Annotated in this window: 17 protein-coding genes and 2 pseudogenes; 12 read left to right on the plus strand and 7 right to left on the minus strand. The window is 67.9% G+C overall.

Annotated elements, in window-relative coordinates; translation table 11 throughout:
• Positions 1-5: 5 nt before the first annotated feature.
• A complete protein-coding gene (locus ACIQNU_RS43275; protein WP_401378095.1) occupies positions 6-554 on the minus strand; it encodes an RBBP9/YdeN family alpha/beta hydrolase in 549 nt (182 codons plus the stop codon).
• Positions 555-677: 123 nt separating this feature from the next.
• Between ACIQNU_RS43275 and ACIQNU_RS43280 the strand changes: the two genes are divergently transcribed.
• The 3 genes from ACIQNU_RS43280 (at position 678) to ACIQNU_RS43290 (ending at position 3,275) form a co-directional block, all read left to right on the plus strand.
• On the plus strand, positions 678-1,133 hold the full coding sequence (locus tag ACIQNU_RS43280; RefSeq protein WP_401378098.1) for an Lrp/AsnC family transcriptional regulator: 456 nt from the start codon (positions 678-680) through the stop codon (positions 1,131-1,133).
• A 313-nt stretch (positions 1,134-1,446) separates the two neighbouring features.
• On the plus strand, positions 1,447-2,337 hold the full coding sequence (locus tag ACIQNU_RS43285) for a GNAT family N-acetyltransferase (RefSeq protein WP_401378133.1): 891 nt from the start codon (positions 1,447-1,449) through the stop codon (positions 2,335-2,337).
• A gap of 194 nt (positions 2,338-2,531) precedes the next feature.
• Entirely contained in the window at positions 2,532-3,275 is a 744-nt protein-coding gene (locus tag ACIQNU_RS43290; RefSeq protein ID WP_401378136.1) for an SAM-dependent methyltransferase, read from the plus strand.
• Positions 3,276-3,490: 215 nt separating this feature from the next.
• Here ACIQNU_RS43290 and ACIQNU_RS43295 read toward each other — a convergent pair whose 3' ends face one another.
• Complete coding sequence (locus tag ACIQNU_RS43295; RefSeq protein WP_401378101.1) at positions 3,491-4,429, minus strand: RNA polymerase sigma-70 factor; 939 nt, start codon at positions 4,427-4,429, stop codon at positions 3,491-3,493.
• A gap of 175 nt (positions 4,430-4,604) precedes the next feature.
• On the opposite strand from ACIQNU_RS43295, the gene ACIQNU_RS43300 reads away from it, so the two are divergent.
• The 3 genes from ACIQNU_RS43300 to ACIQNU_RS43310 all read left to right on the plus strand — a co-directional run bounded on the left by ACIQNU_RS43300 (position 4,605) and on the right by ACIQNU_RS43310 (position 6,094).
• Complete coding sequence (locus tag ACIQNU_RS43300) at positions 4,605-5,087, plus strand: carboxymuconolactone decarboxylase family protein (protein WP_401378103.1); 483 nt, start codon at positions 4,605-4,607, stop codon at positions 5,085-5,087.
• Positions 5,088-5,163: 76 nt separating this feature from the next.
• A complete protein-coding gene (locus ACIQNU_RS43305) occupies positions 5,164-5,649 on the plus strand; it encodes a carboxymuconolactone decarboxylase family protein (protein WP_401378105.1) in 486 nt (161 codons plus the stop codon).
• Positions 5,650-5,731: 82 nt separating this feature from the next.
• Positions 5,732-6,094 carry a DoxX family protein gene (locus ACIQNU_RS43310; RefSeq protein WP_401378108.1) on the plus strand — a complete coding sequence of 121 codons (363 nt, stop codon included), beginning with the start codon at positions 5,732-5,734 and terminating at the stop codon, positions 6,092-6,094.
• A gap of 258 nt (positions 6,095-6,352) precedes the next feature.
• Here the strand turns inward: ACIQNU_RS43310 and ACIQNU_RS43315 are convergent, their stop codons facing one another.
• Positions 6,353-7,567 carry a glycosyltransferase gene (locus ACIQNU_RS43315; RefSeq protein WP_401378138.1) on the minus strand — a complete coding sequence of 405 codons (1,215 nt, stop codon included), beginning with the start codon at positions 7,565-7,567 and terminating at the stop codon, positions 6,353-6,355.
• A 282-nt stretch (positions 7,568-7,849) separates the two neighbouring features.
• Between ACIQNU_RS43315 and ACIQNU_RS43320 the strand changes: the two genes are divergently transcribed.
• On the plus strand, positions 7,850-8,074 hold the full coding sequence (locus ACIQNU_RS43320; RefSeq protein WP_401378109.1) for a hypothetical protein: 225 nt from the start codon (positions 7,850-7,852) through the stop codon (positions 8,072-8,074).
• Positions 8,075-8,109: 35 nt separating this feature from the next.
• Here ACIQNU_RS43320 and ACIQNU_RS43325 read toward each other — a convergent pair whose 3' ends face one another.
• The 4 genes and pseudogenes from ACIQNU_RS43325 to ACIQNU_RS43340 all read right to left on the minus strand — a co-directional run bounded on the left by ACIQNU_RS43325 (position 8,110) and on the right by ACIQNU_RS43340 (position 13,374).
• Entirely contained in the window at positions 8,110-11,325 is a 3,216-nt protein-coding gene (locus ACIQNU_RS43325; protein WP_401378112.1) for a Tn3 family transposase, read from the minus strand.
• A gap of 131 nt (positions 11,326-11,456) precedes the next feature.
• Positions 11,457-11,857: pseudogene (locus ACIQNU_RS43330) on the minus strand (DUF4158 domain-containing protein); the annotation flags it as partial.
• Positions 11,858-12,333: 476 nt separating this feature from the next.
• Positions 12,334-12,540: a DUF397 domain-containing protein gene (locus tag ACIQNU_RS43335; protein WP_401378114.1), complete on the minus strand. Its 207-nt coding sequence runs from the start codon at positions 12,538-12,540 to the stop codon at positions 12,334-12,336.
• A pseudogene (locus ACIQNU_RS43340) lies at positions 12,537-13,374 on the minus strand (helix-turn-helix domain-containing protein). Before ACIQNU_RS43340 ends, ACIQNU_RS43335 begins: the two are co-directional and overlap by 4 nt.
• A gap of 413 nt (positions 13,375-13,787) precedes the next feature.
• On the opposite strand from ACIQNU_RS43340, the gene ACIQNU_RS43345 reads away from it, so the two are divergent.
• From ACIQNU_RS43345 to ACIQNU_RS43365, 5 genes are all read left to right on the plus strand, one after another.
• Positions 13,788-14,021: a hypothetical protein gene (locus tag ACIQNU_RS43345; protein ID WP_401378116.1), complete on the plus strand. Its 234-nt coding sequence runs from the start codon at positions 13,788-13,790 to the stop codon at positions 14,019-14,021.
• A complete protein-coding gene (locus ACIQNU_RS43350) occupies positions 14,018-14,485 on the plus strand; it encodes a hypothetical protein (protein WP_401378118.1) in 468 nt (155 codons plus the stop codon). The genes ACIQNU_RS43345 and ACIQNU_RS43350 overlap by 4 nt, the downstream gene beginning before the upstream one ends.
• Positions 14,486-14,937: 452 nt before the next feature.
• A complete protein-coding gene (locus ACIQNU_RS43355; RefSeq protein WP_401378120.1) occupies positions 14,938-15,072 on the plus strand; it encodes a hypothetical protein in 135 nt (44 codons plus the stop codon).
• Positions 15,073-15,380: 308 nt separating this feature from the next.
• Entirely contained in the window at positions 15,381-15,515 is a 135-nt protein-coding gene (locus ACIQNU_RS43360) for an albusnodin family lasso peptide (protein WP_401378122.1), read from the plus strand.
• A gap of 138 nt (positions 15,516-15,653) precedes the next feature.
• A partial coding sequence (locus ACIQNU_RS43365) for an albusnodin/ikarugamycin family macrolactam cyclase (RefSeq protein WP_401378141.1) occupies positions 15,654-17,203 on the plus strand: 1,550 nt, incomplete at its 3' end.

Consider the following 17,203-nt stretch of genomic DNA (forward strand, 5'->3'; position numbering starts at 1 on the left):
GTTAATCAACGCGGGATCAGCGATTCCAGGAGATCACGACCGTGCTGCCACGGGCCCAGGCCGCTGGCGGAATTCATGTGGCCGCACGCGCCCACCAGGTTCCATCGTGCCTCCCACCGCGCCGCGAAGCCGGCGGCTGCCTCGGGGGAGCAGTACGGGTCGTCGGCGCTGCCCACCACCAGGGCCGGGCACGGCAACGGTCGTGCCGACACCTCGGTGAACGTCGCCGCCGCCCAGCGTGGAAACTCCGGCCCGCCCGGATCGGGCGGCGCGACCAGGAACGCGCCGCCTATCGGGCTTGAGGGGTTCTTGTTCAGCCAGGTGGATGCCGCCCAACAGCCCAGGCTGTGGGCTACCAGCACAACCCGGCTCTCCTGCCGGGAAGCTTCGGCGTATGCCTCCTTTACAGCGTCGACCCAGTCCTCCAGGTCAGGGGCGGACCACGAGGCAGGAGAGATCCTCACCGCCGAGGTGCCCCACTGTCGCTCCCACAAGGTCTGCCAGTGCTGCCCGTCCGAGCCATCGATGCCCGGGATGATGACGTACGCGACCACTTCCCACCACCATTTCACTCGTCGCTCCCTAGGATCGCGGGGGCGCCTGACGCAGATTCTGTTGGATGCATCAGGACTGCAGCAGTGGCGCAAGTGATCTCAAAGAAAGTAGTGCGGACGACAATGCAATCACTCGACCGGATAGACCGAGACATCCTCGCCCTGCTCCAGACCGACGGCCGGCTGACCGGCGCGGAGGTAGGGCGCCGCGTCGGACTCTCGCAGCCCGCGGCCAGCGCGCGCATCCAGCGGCTGGAGAAGAACGAGGTCATCACCAGCTACCGAGCCACCGTCGACCCCGCAGCCCTCGGTCTGAACATTCACGCGGTCATCCGGCTGCGCACTACGCACGCCCAACTCTCACGCGCCCTGGACTTCGCCTCCCGGACACCCGAGATCGCCTCCACCCTCAGAGTCACCGGGGAAGACTGCCTCATCCTCGACGTCTACTGCCCGCAGGCAGAACGACTCGCAGAAATCGTCGACGCACTTGCCCGTTACGGGCCCGTCACCACATCCCTCGTGCTCCGCGCCTACCCTCAGAAACCGCTGGCCGACGCCACGTCAACAGCGTCATGACCCGCAAAAGCTCATATGAAGGGCCTGGGTGTCAAGTGGGCATGCGGTTGCCGACGCGGCACACAGGTGCCGGGCCTGGTCGTCGTGCGTCCGGCCCCGGCTTCGGGGCCTTGGCAGCGCGTTGGTCTTGTCGGCAACCGTATGCAGACCGCGGCAGGAGAAAAAGCTTTGCGTCCGTGTTCCCCGGGTCGCTAGGGTCACTTGGCCGCAATACGGCAGGCCCATCGACGAGGAGGAGGTGTGCAGCAGATGCGCACAAGTGCTGAGCTGCCGAACCCGATTTCGACGTTCGCTACCTCACGATGGAGTCATCCTGTCCATTCACCTCACCTCACTGATCGATCCTGAGCGCGGTTCGTCCAGCCGCCGCCTTGCGTGGCTGGCGTCCGACACCGATGGATTCCCTGTCGGTTCAGCGTTCCTGCGGCTGTTCACCACGCCTGGGCAGAAGCACTACGCCGAGATGGACCTGCACGTCCACCCGTCCGAGCGTAGGCACGGGACGGGAACGCTGCTGCTGGACGCCGCCGCGCACGCCGCCCGCGAGGACGGCCGCCGTTCACTCGTGGCACAGGCCGAACCCGGCTCCCCCGGTGCGCAGTTCCTGCGCGCCAGAGGCTTCGGCCAAGCCGCGACGTTCACGTTCACCCGGCTGAACCTGGGCGACACGAACCGGTCGGCGCTCACCGCGATCGTCGAACAGGCGCATCCCGGCTATCGACTGTCCCGCTGGGACGGCACCGTCCCGGACAACCTCGCCGACACGTTCGCACTCTCCCGCCGCGCCATGGATGACATGCCGATGGGCGGCACCGACTACGGCACGGTGGACTGGGACGTGGATCGCGTCCGAGCCGTGGCCGCAGCCGTCGCCCGACGCGGCGATGTGCTGCACACCGTCGTCGCCGTCGATGAGGCGGACGGCTCGATCGCCGGATTCACCGAACTGGTCGTCTCCGGCGACGGCACGGGCGGCGGGCAGCACTACGGCACCGGGGTCCTGCCCGAGCACCGCGGGCACGGCCTGGGCCGGTGGATGAAGGCAGCAGCCATCCTGCAGGCCCGCGACTGTCACCCGGACCTCGGTTGCCTGCGCACCGACACCGCTGACGGCAACCTCCCGATGCGTGCGATCAACGACGCGCTCGGCTACTCGCCGACTCATCAGGTCATCCATTACAAACTCGACCTCTCGCCGCGGTAGCCGACCCCAGGACCGGCACAGCGCGTAAGGCAGTCCGGGGGCCGGCTGCCGGCGTACTGACTTCTCTCAGGTGTACGCCGACACCGGCCCGCGGGCGCAATCCCACTCGTCGTCAGAACCTGAGGAATGACGAGTACTTCGCGGATCTCCAGCCTGGAGCGAGCGAGGTGTGCCCCGTCGTGGAAGGCCTGCACGTGAATCGTGAACAGATCTCCCGTATCGCCCATACCGACCACCCGATCAAGTCCCCTCTGCACGACGCGTCCGTGCGTCGGCTCCTGGAAAGCGGGCTGCCCCGAGGCGACGAGCGAGTGCTCGACCTCGGTTGCGGCAGCGGGGAATGGCTCCTGCGCGCGCTGGCCGCACGGCCGCACCTGCGCGCCGAGGGCGTGGACGTCTCCGCGGACGCCCTGGCGCAGGCCAGGCAGTCGGCGCGCGACCGGGGCGTGGAAGATCGCCTTGTCCTCCACCACCAGGAGGCCGAAGACTTCGCAGCCGCACAGCCGTTCAACCTGGTGATCAGCGTCGGCGCCACGCACGCCTTCGGCGGTCTCCTGCCCACCCTTGCCGCGGCCCGCGAACACCTGGCTCCCGGCGGCCGTGTCCTGATCGGTGAGGGTTTCTGGGACCGCCCCCCGTACCAGGAGGCCATCGACATGCTCGGGGACTTCACCGACCTCGCGACAACCGTGGACCGCGTCGTTGCCGACGGGTGGACGCCGATCCGCGGGCATGTCAGTACCCGCCGCGAAATGGACGACTACGAATGGGCCTGCTGGGGTTCGCTGGCCTCCTGGGCGCTCGACCATCCGGCCGAGCCGGACAGCTCACGTGCGCTCGCCGCGTCGACCACTCACCGCACCGAATGGCTTCGCGTCTACCGGGACACCTGGGGCTTCGTCTCCCTAGTACTCCGCCAGACGCCTGATCACCGCTGATGACCACCTCTGACACAGTGCCATCCGGAACCTGACAACCGGGCTGCTCCTACTCCGGTCCCGGAACAGCTGCTGAGGCCCGGAAGGGCAGCCCCGGCGGCGGCTGAGCCGTCGTCTGGTGGCCATGTGTCACCGGACGCCGGCCGCCGGCCACCGCGAACGGGCTTGGCCCAGGTGGGCAGCGGCATGCGATCGGGTGCACCCCGGGTAGGGGGCTAGCGGCGCAGGGCGGTCTCCTGCTCGAGACGCGACAACTTCTCGGGGTTGCGCACGAAGTACAGCCCGGTGATCAGGCCGTCCTCGGTCCGCACCGCCAGGGCGCCCTCGATCTGCCCGCCGATCCGGACGATCAGTGCCGTGTGACCGTTGACCTGCGCCGACTGGACCGATGCGGAGCCTGCGATCCTGCCCAGCCCAACGGTCAGCAGGTTGGCAACGAGCGCGGCGCCCACGACGGGCGTGAGCGCGGCCTGGACGACTCCGCCGCCGTCGCTCAGGAAGACGACGTCGGGGGCGAGCCGGTCGAGCAGACTCTGCAGATCACCGGTCTCAACCGCCCACCGGAACGCCAGCAGGGCCGCACGGTTCTCGGCCTGGGACACGGCGCCACGTGGCCGGCGCGCGGCGACATGGTTCCGCGCCCGGTGTGCGATCTGCCGGACCGCGACCGGGTTCTTGCCCACGGCCTCGGCGATCTCGTCATATTCCAGACCGAACACCTCCCGCAGCACGAACACCGCGCGCTCGGTGGGCGTGAGCGTTTCGAGCACCAGCAGCATCGCCATCGACACGCCCTCGGCCAACTCGACGTCCTCGGCCACGTCCGGCGCGGTCAGCAGCGGCTCGGGCAGCCAGGGGCCGACGTAGGTCTCCTTGCGCCGGCGCAGCGCCCGCAGCCGCATCAGCGCCTGGCGGGTGGTGATCCGGACCAGGTACGCGCGCGGATCGCGCACGATGCCCGGATCGACCTCCACCCACCGCATCCAGGTCTCCTGCAGCACGTCCTCGGCGTCGGCCGCCGAGCCGAGCATCTCGTAGGCGACGGTGAACAACAGGTTCCGGTGGCCGACGAAGGTTTCGGTGGCCTGATCCGCGCCGCCGTGATCAGTGGGCGGCTCGGTGGCTTCCATGGTTCGGTCACTGCGCTCGCTCATCGCCGGCTCCCATCCGTTCTGGATCTTCTTAATGCCGCACACAAGATGCCGGTCCCGCCGGCTTCGTGACGCCCGCCTTCGGTGACATGGGTCACACCACCGCACTGTCACGCAACTCCGGCCACCGGCATCTCCTGTTCGACTTCGACCAACGACGACGTGCAAGGAGCACACCATGACCGCTCGTTTGAGTTTGCTCGGTAACCCGAACGCCACCGCGGCCAAGGCCGCCGCCCACTTCGGCACGGCGAGCAAGACGATCCTTCAGGAGTCGAGCCTGCCCGCCGCGACCCAGAAGCTGGTACTGCTGCGGGCCAGCCAGATCAACGGCGACAGCTACGCCACCGACGTCTGGGCCAAGAACGCCGCGGCCGCCGGAGAGAGCGCCACCCGCCTCAACCTGGTCGCCGCCTGGCACGAGTCCACGGTCTTCACCGACGCCGAACGCGCGGCGCTGGCACTGACCGAGGAAGGCACTCGCATCGCCGACGCCGTCGGCGGCGTCACCGACGAGGTCTGGACGGACGCCGCCAAGCACTACGCCCAGGACCAGTTGTCCGATCTGGTGATGCTCATCGCCCTGATCAACGCGACCAACCGCATGAGCGTCATCGTCCGGCAACACGGCGGTGACTACGAGCCCGGCCGCCTCGGGTAGTCGGCGAACCACGATCCGCACGACGCCACGCAAAGCACCAGCTCGGCCCCCGGACCCACGACTAAGGACACAGACCATGCAACCCCGATTCAACCTGCTGGCCAACGACCTCGGCGCCAAGATCGCCAAGAGGATCTACAACGTCGCCCTCGCGATAGTCGACTCGCCGCTGCCCGCGGACACCCAGAACCTGGTGATGCTGCGCGCCAGCCAGATCAACGGCTGCGGCTTCTGCGTCGACTACCACACCAAGGACGCCGCGGCGGCCGGAGAGAACGCCACCCGCCTCAACCTGGTCGCCGCCTGGCACGAGTCCACGGTCTTCACCGACGCCGAACGCGCGGCGCTGGCACTGACCGAGGAAGGCACCCGGATCGCCGACGCCCACCAGGGCGTGTCGGACGAGACCTGGAGTCGGGTGCGCGAGCACTACGACGACGACCAGATCGCCGCGCTGGTCTCCCTGATCGCCATGATCAACGCCAACAACCGACTCAACGTGATCGTGCGCAACCCCGGAGGCGCCTACCAGCCCGGCCAGTTCGCCGGAATGGCCAAATGACCAGCACACCGACCACCGCCCGGCCGGGATCACCCACCCCGGGCCGGCATATCAGCGCAATGACTGCATCGAAGGAGGGGTCATGAACCTCGCGCTCTGGATCACCGCCTGTCTGCTCGCCCTGGTCGCGCTCACCGGGGGCATTACGAAGTCCTTCATCCCGAAGGAGAAGCTCGCCACCATCCACGGCGCTGAATGGACCGCGGGATTCGGCGCCAATGCCATCAGGGCCCTGGGAGCCCTCGAACTCCTGGCCGCGGTCGGCCTCGTCCTGCCCAAGGCGCTCGGCATAGCAACGGTCATGGTCCCGGTGACCGCCGCTTGCTGGATCGCCCTGATGGTCGGCGCCATGGTCACCCACGGCCGCCTCGGCCAGTACAAGCTCGTAGCGGTGAACATCGTCTACCTCGCGGTCGCGGTCTTCATCGCGGTGGGCCGCTTCTAGTCGACGACCTGGCCTCGGCCGAACTTGATCAAGGCCCCGCGCTCGTCAGACAAGTCGCTCTTCCAGGACTGGCGAACGCCCACGGTGACGCTCCAGCGCGGCAGACCACTCTGGTCAGCGCGAAATTTCGGTCCCGCACGTTCTGGTGGCGACAGACGCGACATCACGGCACATACCGCCCTCTCGAGGCGAGCTCTATATCTCACCATTGCTGTCAACCAGATCGACAGATGCCCGCCGCGCCGGGCCCGTACCTGCTCAACCGCACGCGTCGACCAGCAGCTTCGCGGCCACCGCCGTCCCGTCGGTCCGGATCCGTCCGGCCACGGCCTCGGCACGCGCACGGGTCTCAGGGTTCAGAGCCGTCGCCAGCGCGACCGACAGGGACTCGCCGGTCGGCGCCGGACCGCCGTGGTCGACGCCGATGCCCAGGTCGGCGATCCGGCCAGCCCAATACGGCTGGTCAGCTGCCTGGGGCACCACCACCTGCGGTGCGCCGGCCAGGGTGGCCGTCGTCGTCGTTCCCGCCCCGCCGTGGTGTACAACGGCGGCCATCCGGGGAAACAGCGCCTGCTGGTTGACCTCGCCGACGACGAAGCAGTCGTCCCGGTCATCGAGCACATCCAGGTCCGCCCAGCCGCGAGCCATGATCACGCGGCGGCCGTGCGCCCGGACGGCCGCCAGTGCCCCCTGGGCGACGTCCGTCGCCGCGAGCATGGGCATGCTGCCGAAGCCCACGTACACCGGTGGCGCGCCGGCGTCCAGGAACGCCATCAGATCGGGCGGGAGCGGGTTGGCGTCGGGGACGATCCACGCCCCGGTCTGCACAACGTCAAAGTCCGTGAAACCAGGGGCCTGCTGCCACGGGTCCAGGACCGGGTCCGTGGCCAGCCACGGCCGACTGCCCGTGACGTAGCCGCGGACATCGTCGACCGGCGGCAGGCCGGCCGCCGCCCGGTTGGTGTTGAGCACCGCACCGAACAACTCGTTGTTGATCTCGGCGTCCAGCTCCCACAGCATGCGGTTGTCAGTCACTTCCAGCGGAAAGGACCGACCTGCGTACTCCAGCGGCCGTCGGTACGGCGAGGGGAGGGTGAGCTGCTGGAACGTCACGGACACCGAGGAGATGCCCAGCTTCTCGGCCACCGACAGCGCACCCGCCGCGGCCGGCATCATGCCGGTCGCCACCAACACGTCACATCCCTCAGCCGCCGCGGTGACGACCTCGAACTGGCTGGCGATCACCTGGGCGGCACGCTCGGGCAGCGCCGACGGCGGCGGCGCTGACTTCGTCAATGCCCGCGCCGACATACCGACCGGCACCAGCACCACCCCAACCTCGGCCAATCGCCGCTCGAAGTCCTCATCCGGCGGCGCGCACACCCGCACCTCGGCACCGAGCTCCCGCAACTGTGCCGCCAGCCCTGCCAGCGGCTCGACGTCCCCGCGTGACCCATAAGTCGACAAAAGCACATGCACGTTGCGATTCTCCCGCTATCGACGATTCCGGGCCACTTCCCGGCCCAGGCCGACGATTCTGCGGCACCACCGGGGTCTTGCCGCAAGGCCCCCAGTGCGCTAAACGTTGAGCATGGCGAGGAGCGGTTCTCCTCGCCATCGATGTGTGTTTTCGGACCGGCGGTCAGTAGGAGCCCACGTCTCCCGGGCCGACACTTGCCACTGACAGTGGACTTCATGCCCCGCCACGGCCGACGTCACCGACGCCAAGAACGCAAAGCCCTTAAAGCGCCCACCGTGCCGGTCTGTCACGTCGGCAAGATCTACCGCGAGCTGGGCAACGTCTCCCCGCATGCATCGGCCACCCGCTGGCCACCGTGCCCGGCCGTCGGCGGGTCGCCGCGGACGGCCATACCCGCGATGCCCCCCAGCAAGCCGCCGTCGACCGCATTCCTGGCAGCCGCCGGCCTCGGCGCCGCCCGCCCGCTGCTCGGTTACACCTTCGACACCCCGCGCTGCTGAAGGCACGTCACCAGGTGGGTGGGCGCCTCGCTGGTTCAGGCGGCCTGGCCGAGGCCGGCGGCGGGCAGGTCCCGCTCGCGCAGCGGAGTGAAGTCGACGTCGAGCTTCGGGTCGTACGCGTCGGGCTGGATGCCGAGCTCGTGCGTGGAGTACTCGCCGCACCGGTTGATGTGCTCGGTCAGGTACGGCGAGATGTGGGCCAGGTCCTCCGGGTCGATCTCCCACCCTTCGTCCAGCAGCTGCCGGACGATCTCCGCGATGTCCAGGGCGTTGTGGAAGATCACCGCGTTCGTGAGCAGCGCGTTGAACTTCATCGCCGTCTCCTGCTCGACGGGGTCGTTGTCGGCGATGACACCGCGGTTGCCGAAGCCGATCCACTGGGAGAACCGGTTGAACGACTCGACCTTGTTGGTCGCCGCGGTCACCCGCCGGCGAAGCGGTGCGTCGGAGAGGTAGCGCAGGAGCTGGACGGTGCGGATCACGCGGCCGACCTCGCGGAACGCGGCGTACGTGGCGTTCTTCCGCGACCCCGACCGCAGCCGCTTGAGCAGCGTGGAGGAGGAGATGGCGCCCTCGCGTACGGAGACGGCTACACGCATCAGGTGGCGGAACTGGGTCTCGATCAGGTCGAAGTCGATGACATTCTTCCCGGCCTCGCCGAACAGGGCGTCGATGTGCACGTACTCCGTGGTCTTGGAGGGCCGGTAGAAGGTCAGTTCCTTCCAATTTCTGATCCTGGGCATCAGGTCGAAGCCCAGCAGGTGGGCGAGCGCGAAGACAGGGAAGCTCTGGCCCTGGGTATCGGCGTGCACCGTGGTCGGCTGCACCTCGCTCGTGTTCTTCAGCAGGCCCTCGATGATGTAGACGGCCTCCCAGACGCCGCATGGGATGAAGTGCGTGAACAGCGCGATGTAGGTGTCCGAGACGTGGTGGTAGGCGATGCCGCCCGGCTTGCCGTACCTGACGCTCGTCTCGGAGAGCAGGTTGTCGAGGTAGGTGTCCATGTGGGTGCCGTCCGCCGCCACGGCGGTGCCGTCGCCCCACGCTTGCGAGATGTCCAGGCGGGCGTGCGCGTTGACCAGGTCGGCGATCGCCTCGTTGAGCAGCACGATCGAGAAGTGCTTGTTGGCGACGTACGACAGTTCATGCCCGGACACGCCGGGGATATGCCGGGCGGCCTCGTAGGGACCCATGTTGGTGCCCTTGACGAACGTGACGATGACGTAGCGGCCCAAGGGGTCGGTGAGCTTGGGCTCGTTGCCCGACGGCGGGCCGAAGCAGCGCCACCACTCCACCCAGTACGCGGTGCGGGCCACGATCCCCATCAGGGAACGCTCCGGCATCCGCGCCTTGATCTCCTGCTCCAGCCGCTTCGCCGAGGGCCGCTGACCGTCGGCGCGGAATGCCTTCAGCGACGGGATGCCCGTCTCCGGATCGATGACCAGGCCCTCGTTCTCCGGGTACCCGGCGTCCGCCGCCGCGGCAGCGTTCCGCAGCTTGTCCTCCAGCTGCCGACGGAAGAACTTCGCGTCGAACTCGGCGCTCTCGCCCGGCTCGGCGAGGCCGACCTCCACCAGGTAGGACCCCAGTGTCTCCTGCACTGCTTCCCAGTCCAGCAGCTGCTCGGACCAGTCGGCGTACTCCTCCGAGCCGACCACCGCGACGTCGCCGGTACGCAGCTCCTCGGCCAGCGCGGTGAAGACCATCGCCTCGAAGTGCTTGCGGACGAACTGCCCACTCCGGGTCTTGTCGACCACGGCCTTGCGCCAGTTCTGGGTGGCGAAGGAGATGTCGACTTCCTTGCCCTCCTCATCGAAGGCGGTGATGTACTCGCCTCGGGCCGCCTGGTGACGCTGGGCGTGCGCGAGCGCGTCCAGCACCCGGCTGTCCTCGCTGGTCGCGGTGAACTTCAGGTTCTCGGCACCGGCCAGGTCGAACATCACCGCCCGGTCCCGGCCAATCTGCCCGTACAACAGCACTTCCCAGAAGTTGCCGTGGTGGGCGGAGACCTTCTCGATCTGCTCGTACTGCTTGGCGAACCCGCCGAAACCCTCCACCGCCCGCGTGACCGAGCCGAGCCCGCCGACCTGCACCATCTGGGCCTTCACCAGGGCGATCACTGCCGGGGAGACTCGGCCCTGAAGCCGCTTCGCGACCTCGTCCACCGACGCCTCTTCGTCCAGGCCATCCAGCGCTTGACGGGTCTCGGCGGTCATGGCCGCCGCCTTCGTGAGCGCCTCCTGGGCCGGGCCGCCCTCGTCGATGTGCTTGAGCACGGTGTGGTAGTTCCCGATCAGGGCCTCGACGATCTCCCGCTCGGCGAGCCGGATCTCCTCCAGCTCCGCCTTGGCCTTCTTGATCTTCGTCGCCACGCGTTTGCAGAACATCGTCGCGAGGTCGTCGCGTACCCGCATCCTCGCCTTGTGCGTCAGGGCCGCGACCAGCGCGATGCGCTTGACGGGGACGAAGTCCCGCAGCTCCGAGGCATCCGCCGCGTCCGCCTCCCCTGCGAAGTCAGTGATCTTCCCGGCGGCGACACCGTCCATCCACACATCGCTGTCGCCGAGAGCGTCCAGCCATTCCAGACGCTTGGTCAGGTTCTTGAAGTGCGACCAGGTCGGGCCCTTGGCGGGCTTCTTCAACCGGTTGAACAGCGTCGTCCCGTCGCTGTCGCGCTCCTCCAGCAGGCGCATGAGCCTCGCCCGCTGAGCAGGACTCATGCGGTCGTGGATGCCCGTACAGATCGAGGCGTTCACCTCGGTGCGGATCTTCGAGGCCATCTTGTCGAAGGTGGAGAACCCCGGCAGTTCCAGCCCGGCCTCCACCACCTTCTCCAGCGCGATGTTGATCAGATCCGCCGGGCGGTTCTTCGCCGCGGCCTCCTTGCGGATCGACTGCTCGACGATCGCGCGGGCCCTGGCCTGGTCGTACGTCACGCCGACCCGCTTGCGGACCAGGCCACGGTGATGCTTGGCCGTCCTCTCCGCCCGGTAGACCGGCAGCGTGCTCTCCGGTAGTTCCACCGCCCGCCGTACGAAGTCCACCACCATCACCGGAACGTCCTCCAGCGCCGGGAAACACCCCATGCGCCGGTACGACTTCAGCAGCAGGGCCAGCAGGTGCTCGTCGCAGTCCGTGGCCTCGGCTGCCCACTCCAGTTCCTCGCGAGTCGGCGAGAAGAACAGATGCAGCTCGTGCGCGGTGATCAGCCGCTTGAACCGCGGATACGCGGTCCGCTCGATCGAAGTCACAACCCACCCCAGGCCCAGACGACGCTCAACATCACCACCAACGACACTGAGCCGAACGGGTGACGGCCCGGGCACTCAGGGCTTCAAGATCATCTCGTTGCCCCTTTGGCGTGTATCTCGGTCACACCCCTCCAGGCCCGCGCGTCCAGCCACTCGCTCAGCTCGTCCCGGACCTCGGCGAAGTCACGCCGGCCCCCGGCCTCCTGGATCTCCCCAGCGTGCGTACCGGCCGTCCCGTCACGCTCCCCGTACTCCTTCAGGCACGACGCATCGGCGATCCCCATCTGCTCGGCCAGGTACTCGGCGACCCCGCCGGCACCTGCCGCGGGTCCGGCATGAACCGGCCCAAGTAGCGCACGCTTGTCATCTGGACCGCGAACCCGAGCCGGTTGTGGGCCCGCCGCTTGGCCTGCGCCTTCTCCCGATCCGAGTCATCCAGGAAGAAGTATCGCTCCAAATCCGCACGAGACGGCGCTCCGTTGAACGCTGCGTACCGGGCTGCCTGTTGATCCGACAAGAACTCGACCGCCACCGGGGCCTCCGAAGATCGACAACATCGACCCGCGAAGGCTCCGCCGCCGATCAGCCCAGGTCAAAGTGCCGAACAGGGCCGCGAGGGCTTAGTGCACGATCTGACATGGATGTTCCTCAACCTCCGTCTCGTACCCCACCACCAGCACGTCCGGCGACTCCCCCACCGCCCGCCCCGGCGTTTCCGCATGGTGGTCCACACCATCGTTACGGGGCGCCTCACAGGGCACTACGAATGGGCGCGAAGCACTGAGACCGGGCGAATGGTGCCTGCTGTCGACCCGTGGACCTGTTGGGGGTCGGACGTCGCCGCAGCATGAACGGGTCTTGGGTCCGTGCAGCGTGAACAAAGCGCCGCCACGCACCGGAGGTGTGGACCTGCGCCGTACTGTCCGTGACCCTGGCCGGATGACACGCCGAGCCCCGCCGTTCCGGAGGATGGGAAACGGCGGGGCTCGGGGTCGTGCGGTTGCGTTTCTACAGTTCGGCGGACCGGGCGAGCGCGACCAGGCCGGCGAACGCCGAGGGGGAGACCGTCAGGACCGGGCCGGTCGGGCGCTTGCTGTCCCGGATGGGGACGACGCCCATGGCGGATGCATGCGCGGGAGCCCACTCGACACAGGCACCGCCGTTGCCGCTGTATGAAGACTTGATCCAGTTGAAAGGTTCGGTCGTGGTCGTCACGTGGTGCCCTTTCGTACCTCATTGATCATGGCGACAGAGTCCGCCTGCGGAAGCGCGTACTTCTGCAGTTGATAGTAGGCCGAAAGTGTGGGCCCCACGAAGCGGCTATCCCGTTCAAGGTGCCCCCGGTGAGCACTCTCTGCGTAGGACACGAGCGAGCGGTCCGACAGCGTCAGGACGTAGAGCGGCAAGTTGAAGGGCCTGCGCTCTCCCATGGTGAACGGTGCGATCTGAAGCATCGTGTTCGGGTGCTCCGCGAACTCCAACAGCCGGTCGTACTGCGCTCATGATCTCAGGGCTGCCAACCCATCGACGGATACAGCTCTCATCCACAACCGCATGAATCAGTGGCCGTGGTGTCCGGTCGATGGCTGCTTGCCGGTCCGCAACTATGGCAACCCGCTCGCGGGCCTGCTCAGGTGTGATCGCACCCCGCGTGACGCTGTGCTCTTCGATGGTTGCCGCGTACTCAAGCGTCTGAAACAGGCCGGGGATCACGCCCACTTCATAGAACCGGATCTCCACGGCCCGGCTCTCGTACCGGATGAACCCCGGGAAGCCTTCCAGTAACGCGCCGTACTTCATCCCCAACCACTCGCGCTCGAAACTCTCCTCCGTTCCTGCAAGCCCTAACACGACATCAGCGGCGCGACAGAAAGGCAAAGTAGCAATCTTCAGAGCAGTTTCAACATGCGAAATCTGTGTCGGCGAGTATCCCATCCGAGCACCCAACTCACGCTGCTTCCAACCGCGCTGCTCCCGCTCGCGACGGAGACGTGCCCCCAGAGCTGCCTGCGGACCAGCATCCGGATTCAGATCCTTCCGGTTCGCCATGTGCGTGGCCCCCAAATTTGTTTGCCGATACTCCAAGTTGAACTGCACTTCACCCTAGGCCACTCTGACAGCCCTTGGTAGCGGAGAGGCTACGGAGAGGAGCGGGCCATGTCCGGCAAGAACGTATCGGAACATCAGGCACCCCAACTCAGCGTCGGTGACCTTGTGTTCGACATCCGCAAGGAAGCCCTCGGAGTGGTCATGGAGACGCGTACGGGCACGACGGAAGCTCACTGCTCTCTCCGTCCGCCCAAGGGCGGTATCGAGTGGACCGCCTTGTGTGCGGACGTTCGGTCGGCGACCGTGGCGGACCAACTTCGCCCCGCTCTCGCCGAAGTGAACGAGCGCAGTAGCGGGAGTTCTCCATGGGGATGACTCGGCTGTTCCGTCACCTCTTATGGACGCTGACGCATGTGGAGTCCTTGGGTGTCCGCGCACACGTCGAGTGCGTATCCGGTTCCCCCCCGTGCGGGGCGGAACCGCCCGACGCCACGAAAGGGCTCACCCCGGACGACATCGAGGCGTGGGCCGAGTACCACTTCCGTCGCACCGGGCACCGCCGTTACGAACGCTTCATCTGCGACACGGTCCAGTGGGACCCGCCCGCAGATGTGGACCCCCTCACCATCAATGGGGTGACCACGTGACCGACCCCCATGCGTACTGGTCAGAGATCACCGCAGAGGGCCCCATCTACGGGCGAGATCACGTGGGCCGCGCGATCCTCGGACGGTTTGATTCCCCGTTCATCAAGGCTGCCCTCGACTGGACAGCAGCGCGGGCACTTCGGATCGCTGACGCACTGGACCCCGAGCCCGGCGTGGCCTGGTGTCCCGTCGGGGCACTGCGCACCGTCTCCGATGCGGTCATCGCCGAGGGCGACGTACCTACCCGCCTGCGCGAGTGGGCGGACTCGGACACCGACCGGCGTGACGCGTACCGCCAACTTCAGGGCGGGGACCCGTGGGCCCTGATCGTCGCCGATCACAGCGGGCTCTACTCGTTCACGATCTGGCCCGTATCCGCCCGTGCCAGTCCGTCCCCCTCGGCGCCGGCTCGGCGAGGCCGACACCGGAAGCACATACCCGAGCTGGTCCAGGCTGCGCCTTGAGCGCGCCCTCCCAACTGATAACCAGACAGCGGCAGTTGGGCGGGCCAACCAACCCCCGCTCCGCGCGGCAGCGTCCCCCCGGCGCTGCGGAGGATCGCGCGGGAGCGGCACCCCCTCAGCCCTGATGTGAACGATCCCCACAGGACTGAGGGAAGAGGGGCACCGCTGAGGGTCGGCGCCCCTGGCCCCGGCCGTCTCCGTCCGACGGCCGGGGCCAAACCTCCCCAGTGCGACTCCGCCCCCTGCCCCGACTGGATCGCTTCCCCAAACGTGATCACTGGCAGGGGGCGGGCACTACCGCGGTCGCGCCCCGACCAGACACAAGGCGCGCTCCTGGACCGGCACGTACGCAACCACACCCCGGAAAGCCTGTACGGGGCCCCGGAAGACGACGAGTAGCCGCCCTGCCGGACACGGCAACCCACGCCCTCAAGACCCCCCGAGGAGAAGAAATGCCGACCGTCGAACTCCCCGACGACGACACCGAGACCGAGACCGAGACCGCCGAGCCGATCAGCCCGGACGACGACGAGCACCGGTACGACACCGCCGCAGCGCTCGGCGCGTACCTGCTGCTCGTCGCGTAGTCACAACCCCCGAAAACCACCGAGGAGAAGGCGCCCCGGTGACCGAGCGGTACCAGCGCGGAGAGTCCGCCGCGTCCCTGTCTCTTTCCTTCGGGAACGTGGGGGAAAAGTGGCTCGCCGAACGGCTCTACGAGTGGGACATTCCCCGCCGGAACCGGTCCGCTGCGGCGGTCCAGCTTGGCCCTGGGGTGCCCCCGCTTCCCAAGGATGCAAGGCCCTGACATGACTTCCCCCTGCCCCGCAGAGTGGGCGCCCCTACTCGGCAGGGGGGACCGCGATCCCGTCGCATGTGGAGAGGAGGAAGGCACATGGACCAGGAAGTCACCCCCGGCACGTCCGAGGAGACCGACGCCCTGACGGTCGTCGTACTCGGCGACGCCGCCGCGCTGACGCGTGGTAGCTCGTCGTCGTCGGTGGAAGGGAAACAGACACCGTACAGCTAGACCAGCACCAAGGCGGCCCCCTGCGGGACAGATCACAACGGGGGCCGCCCCCGGTTTCACGGTGGAAGAGGTGACGAAATGGAAGACCGCAAAGCACGGTGGTACGGCGGGCGCGCACCCGGCATCCGACCCTCCGTAATGCCCGTTGGTGTGCGGCTGCTCTGGTATGACCCCGCACTGTGGGTCTGCGGAGACTGGCGGCCCGAGCACGTCCGGACCGTGAAACTTGGCAGTGCGCGAATCGCTGTACTCGGTCCGTGCTCGGCCACCGACCACGACATTGCCCGTGCCCTAACGGCCCCCGATCTTGCGGCGGTCGCGCGGACGTGGGCGGGTTCGCATACCGTTGTCCGGCTGACCGAGCAGGGCAGTGTGGAAGTCCTCGCGGACACGGGGGCAGCCTCGCCCCTCTACACGGTCAGCTCCCCGGACGGGCCGGTATGGGGGTCCAGTTCGCTCGCGCTCTCCTCGCTCGCCGGCGGACGCGTCGATACCGGCTGGCTCGCCGCATACCTGCGGGACAAGCACAGCCCCGCTGCGGACCGTAGCGCGTGGGCGGGCGTGGCCCCTGTTCCTGCCGGTCATCTGCTGACGCTCGGCACCGAGGGCGGCCCGTCGTTCACGCCCTGGTGGTCGCCGAGTAAGCGCACCCCGCGCGAGGCATCGGCAGCGCTGCGACGGGCCCTCGTAGAGGGTGTCCGCGTGCGGGTGGAGGGGGTGTCCGCGACCACCGATCTTGCGGGCATGGACTCAACCACGGTCACGCTGCTCGCCGCACAGCACGGGCCAGTTACGGGCATGACCGCGCATCCGGCGAGCATCACCAGCGGCGGAGATATGCAGTACGCACAAGCCCTGACCGTCCCGGGACTGACCCAAGCGCCGTTCCCGCTCAGCCCTCGACACCTGCCTTTCACGGCAACCGACGTGCCGTTGCCCGCAACGGACGAGCCGGCCCCGTCAACGGCCGTGTGGGCGATGCTCTCGGACCAGCTCGGCACGATGGCCGCCGCAGGCTCCGTCTGCCACCTGACCGGCGACGGCGGGGACAACCTTTTCTTGTCCACGCCCGCACATCTGGCGAGCCTCGCCCGTAACGGGAACTGGCTGCGCATGTTGGGGGACGCGCGGGACTGGGCTCGGCTGCGTCGCCAAAGCCCCGGCCCGTTGATCGCTGCCGCACTACGGGGCAACGCGTACCGGGTCGGCCGAGTGGATTTCGGGCGGCCGAAGTGGCTCGCCGCGCCCGTGCCGAAGGTGAGCACCGCCACGGGCCCCGACGCAGACACGGCATTGGTCGCCGAGCTGCGCACGGTGGCACGGTCGGCGTACTCGGAACTCCAACTCGCGGACTCGCTCAGCCTCGCGCTGCACAACCCCTACTTTGACGGGGCGGTCCTGGACGCGGTTGTCTCCGCTCCTATCGAACAGCGTTACTCGGCTCGGCGGTACAAGCCCATGCTTGCCGACACGTTCGCCGATCTGCTGCCCGACGCGCACCGCACACGGGCCGCTAAGGGGCTCATGGTCGGGGATTTCCACCTAGGGCTACGGATGAACCAGCGGCGCGTGCTCGGCCTCGCGGACGGACGTCTAGACGAGTCATTCCGAATGCTGACGGTGTGTCTGGGAACGCAGACAGGGCGTCCAAGATCGTTGTGTGACGAACAACCTGGACGCCCTGCTGA

It is taken from the genome of Streptomyces sp. NPDC091292, from assembly GCF_044757265.1.
GTDB lineage: Bacteria > Actinomycetota > Actinomycetes > Streptomycetales > Streptomycetaceae > Streptomyces.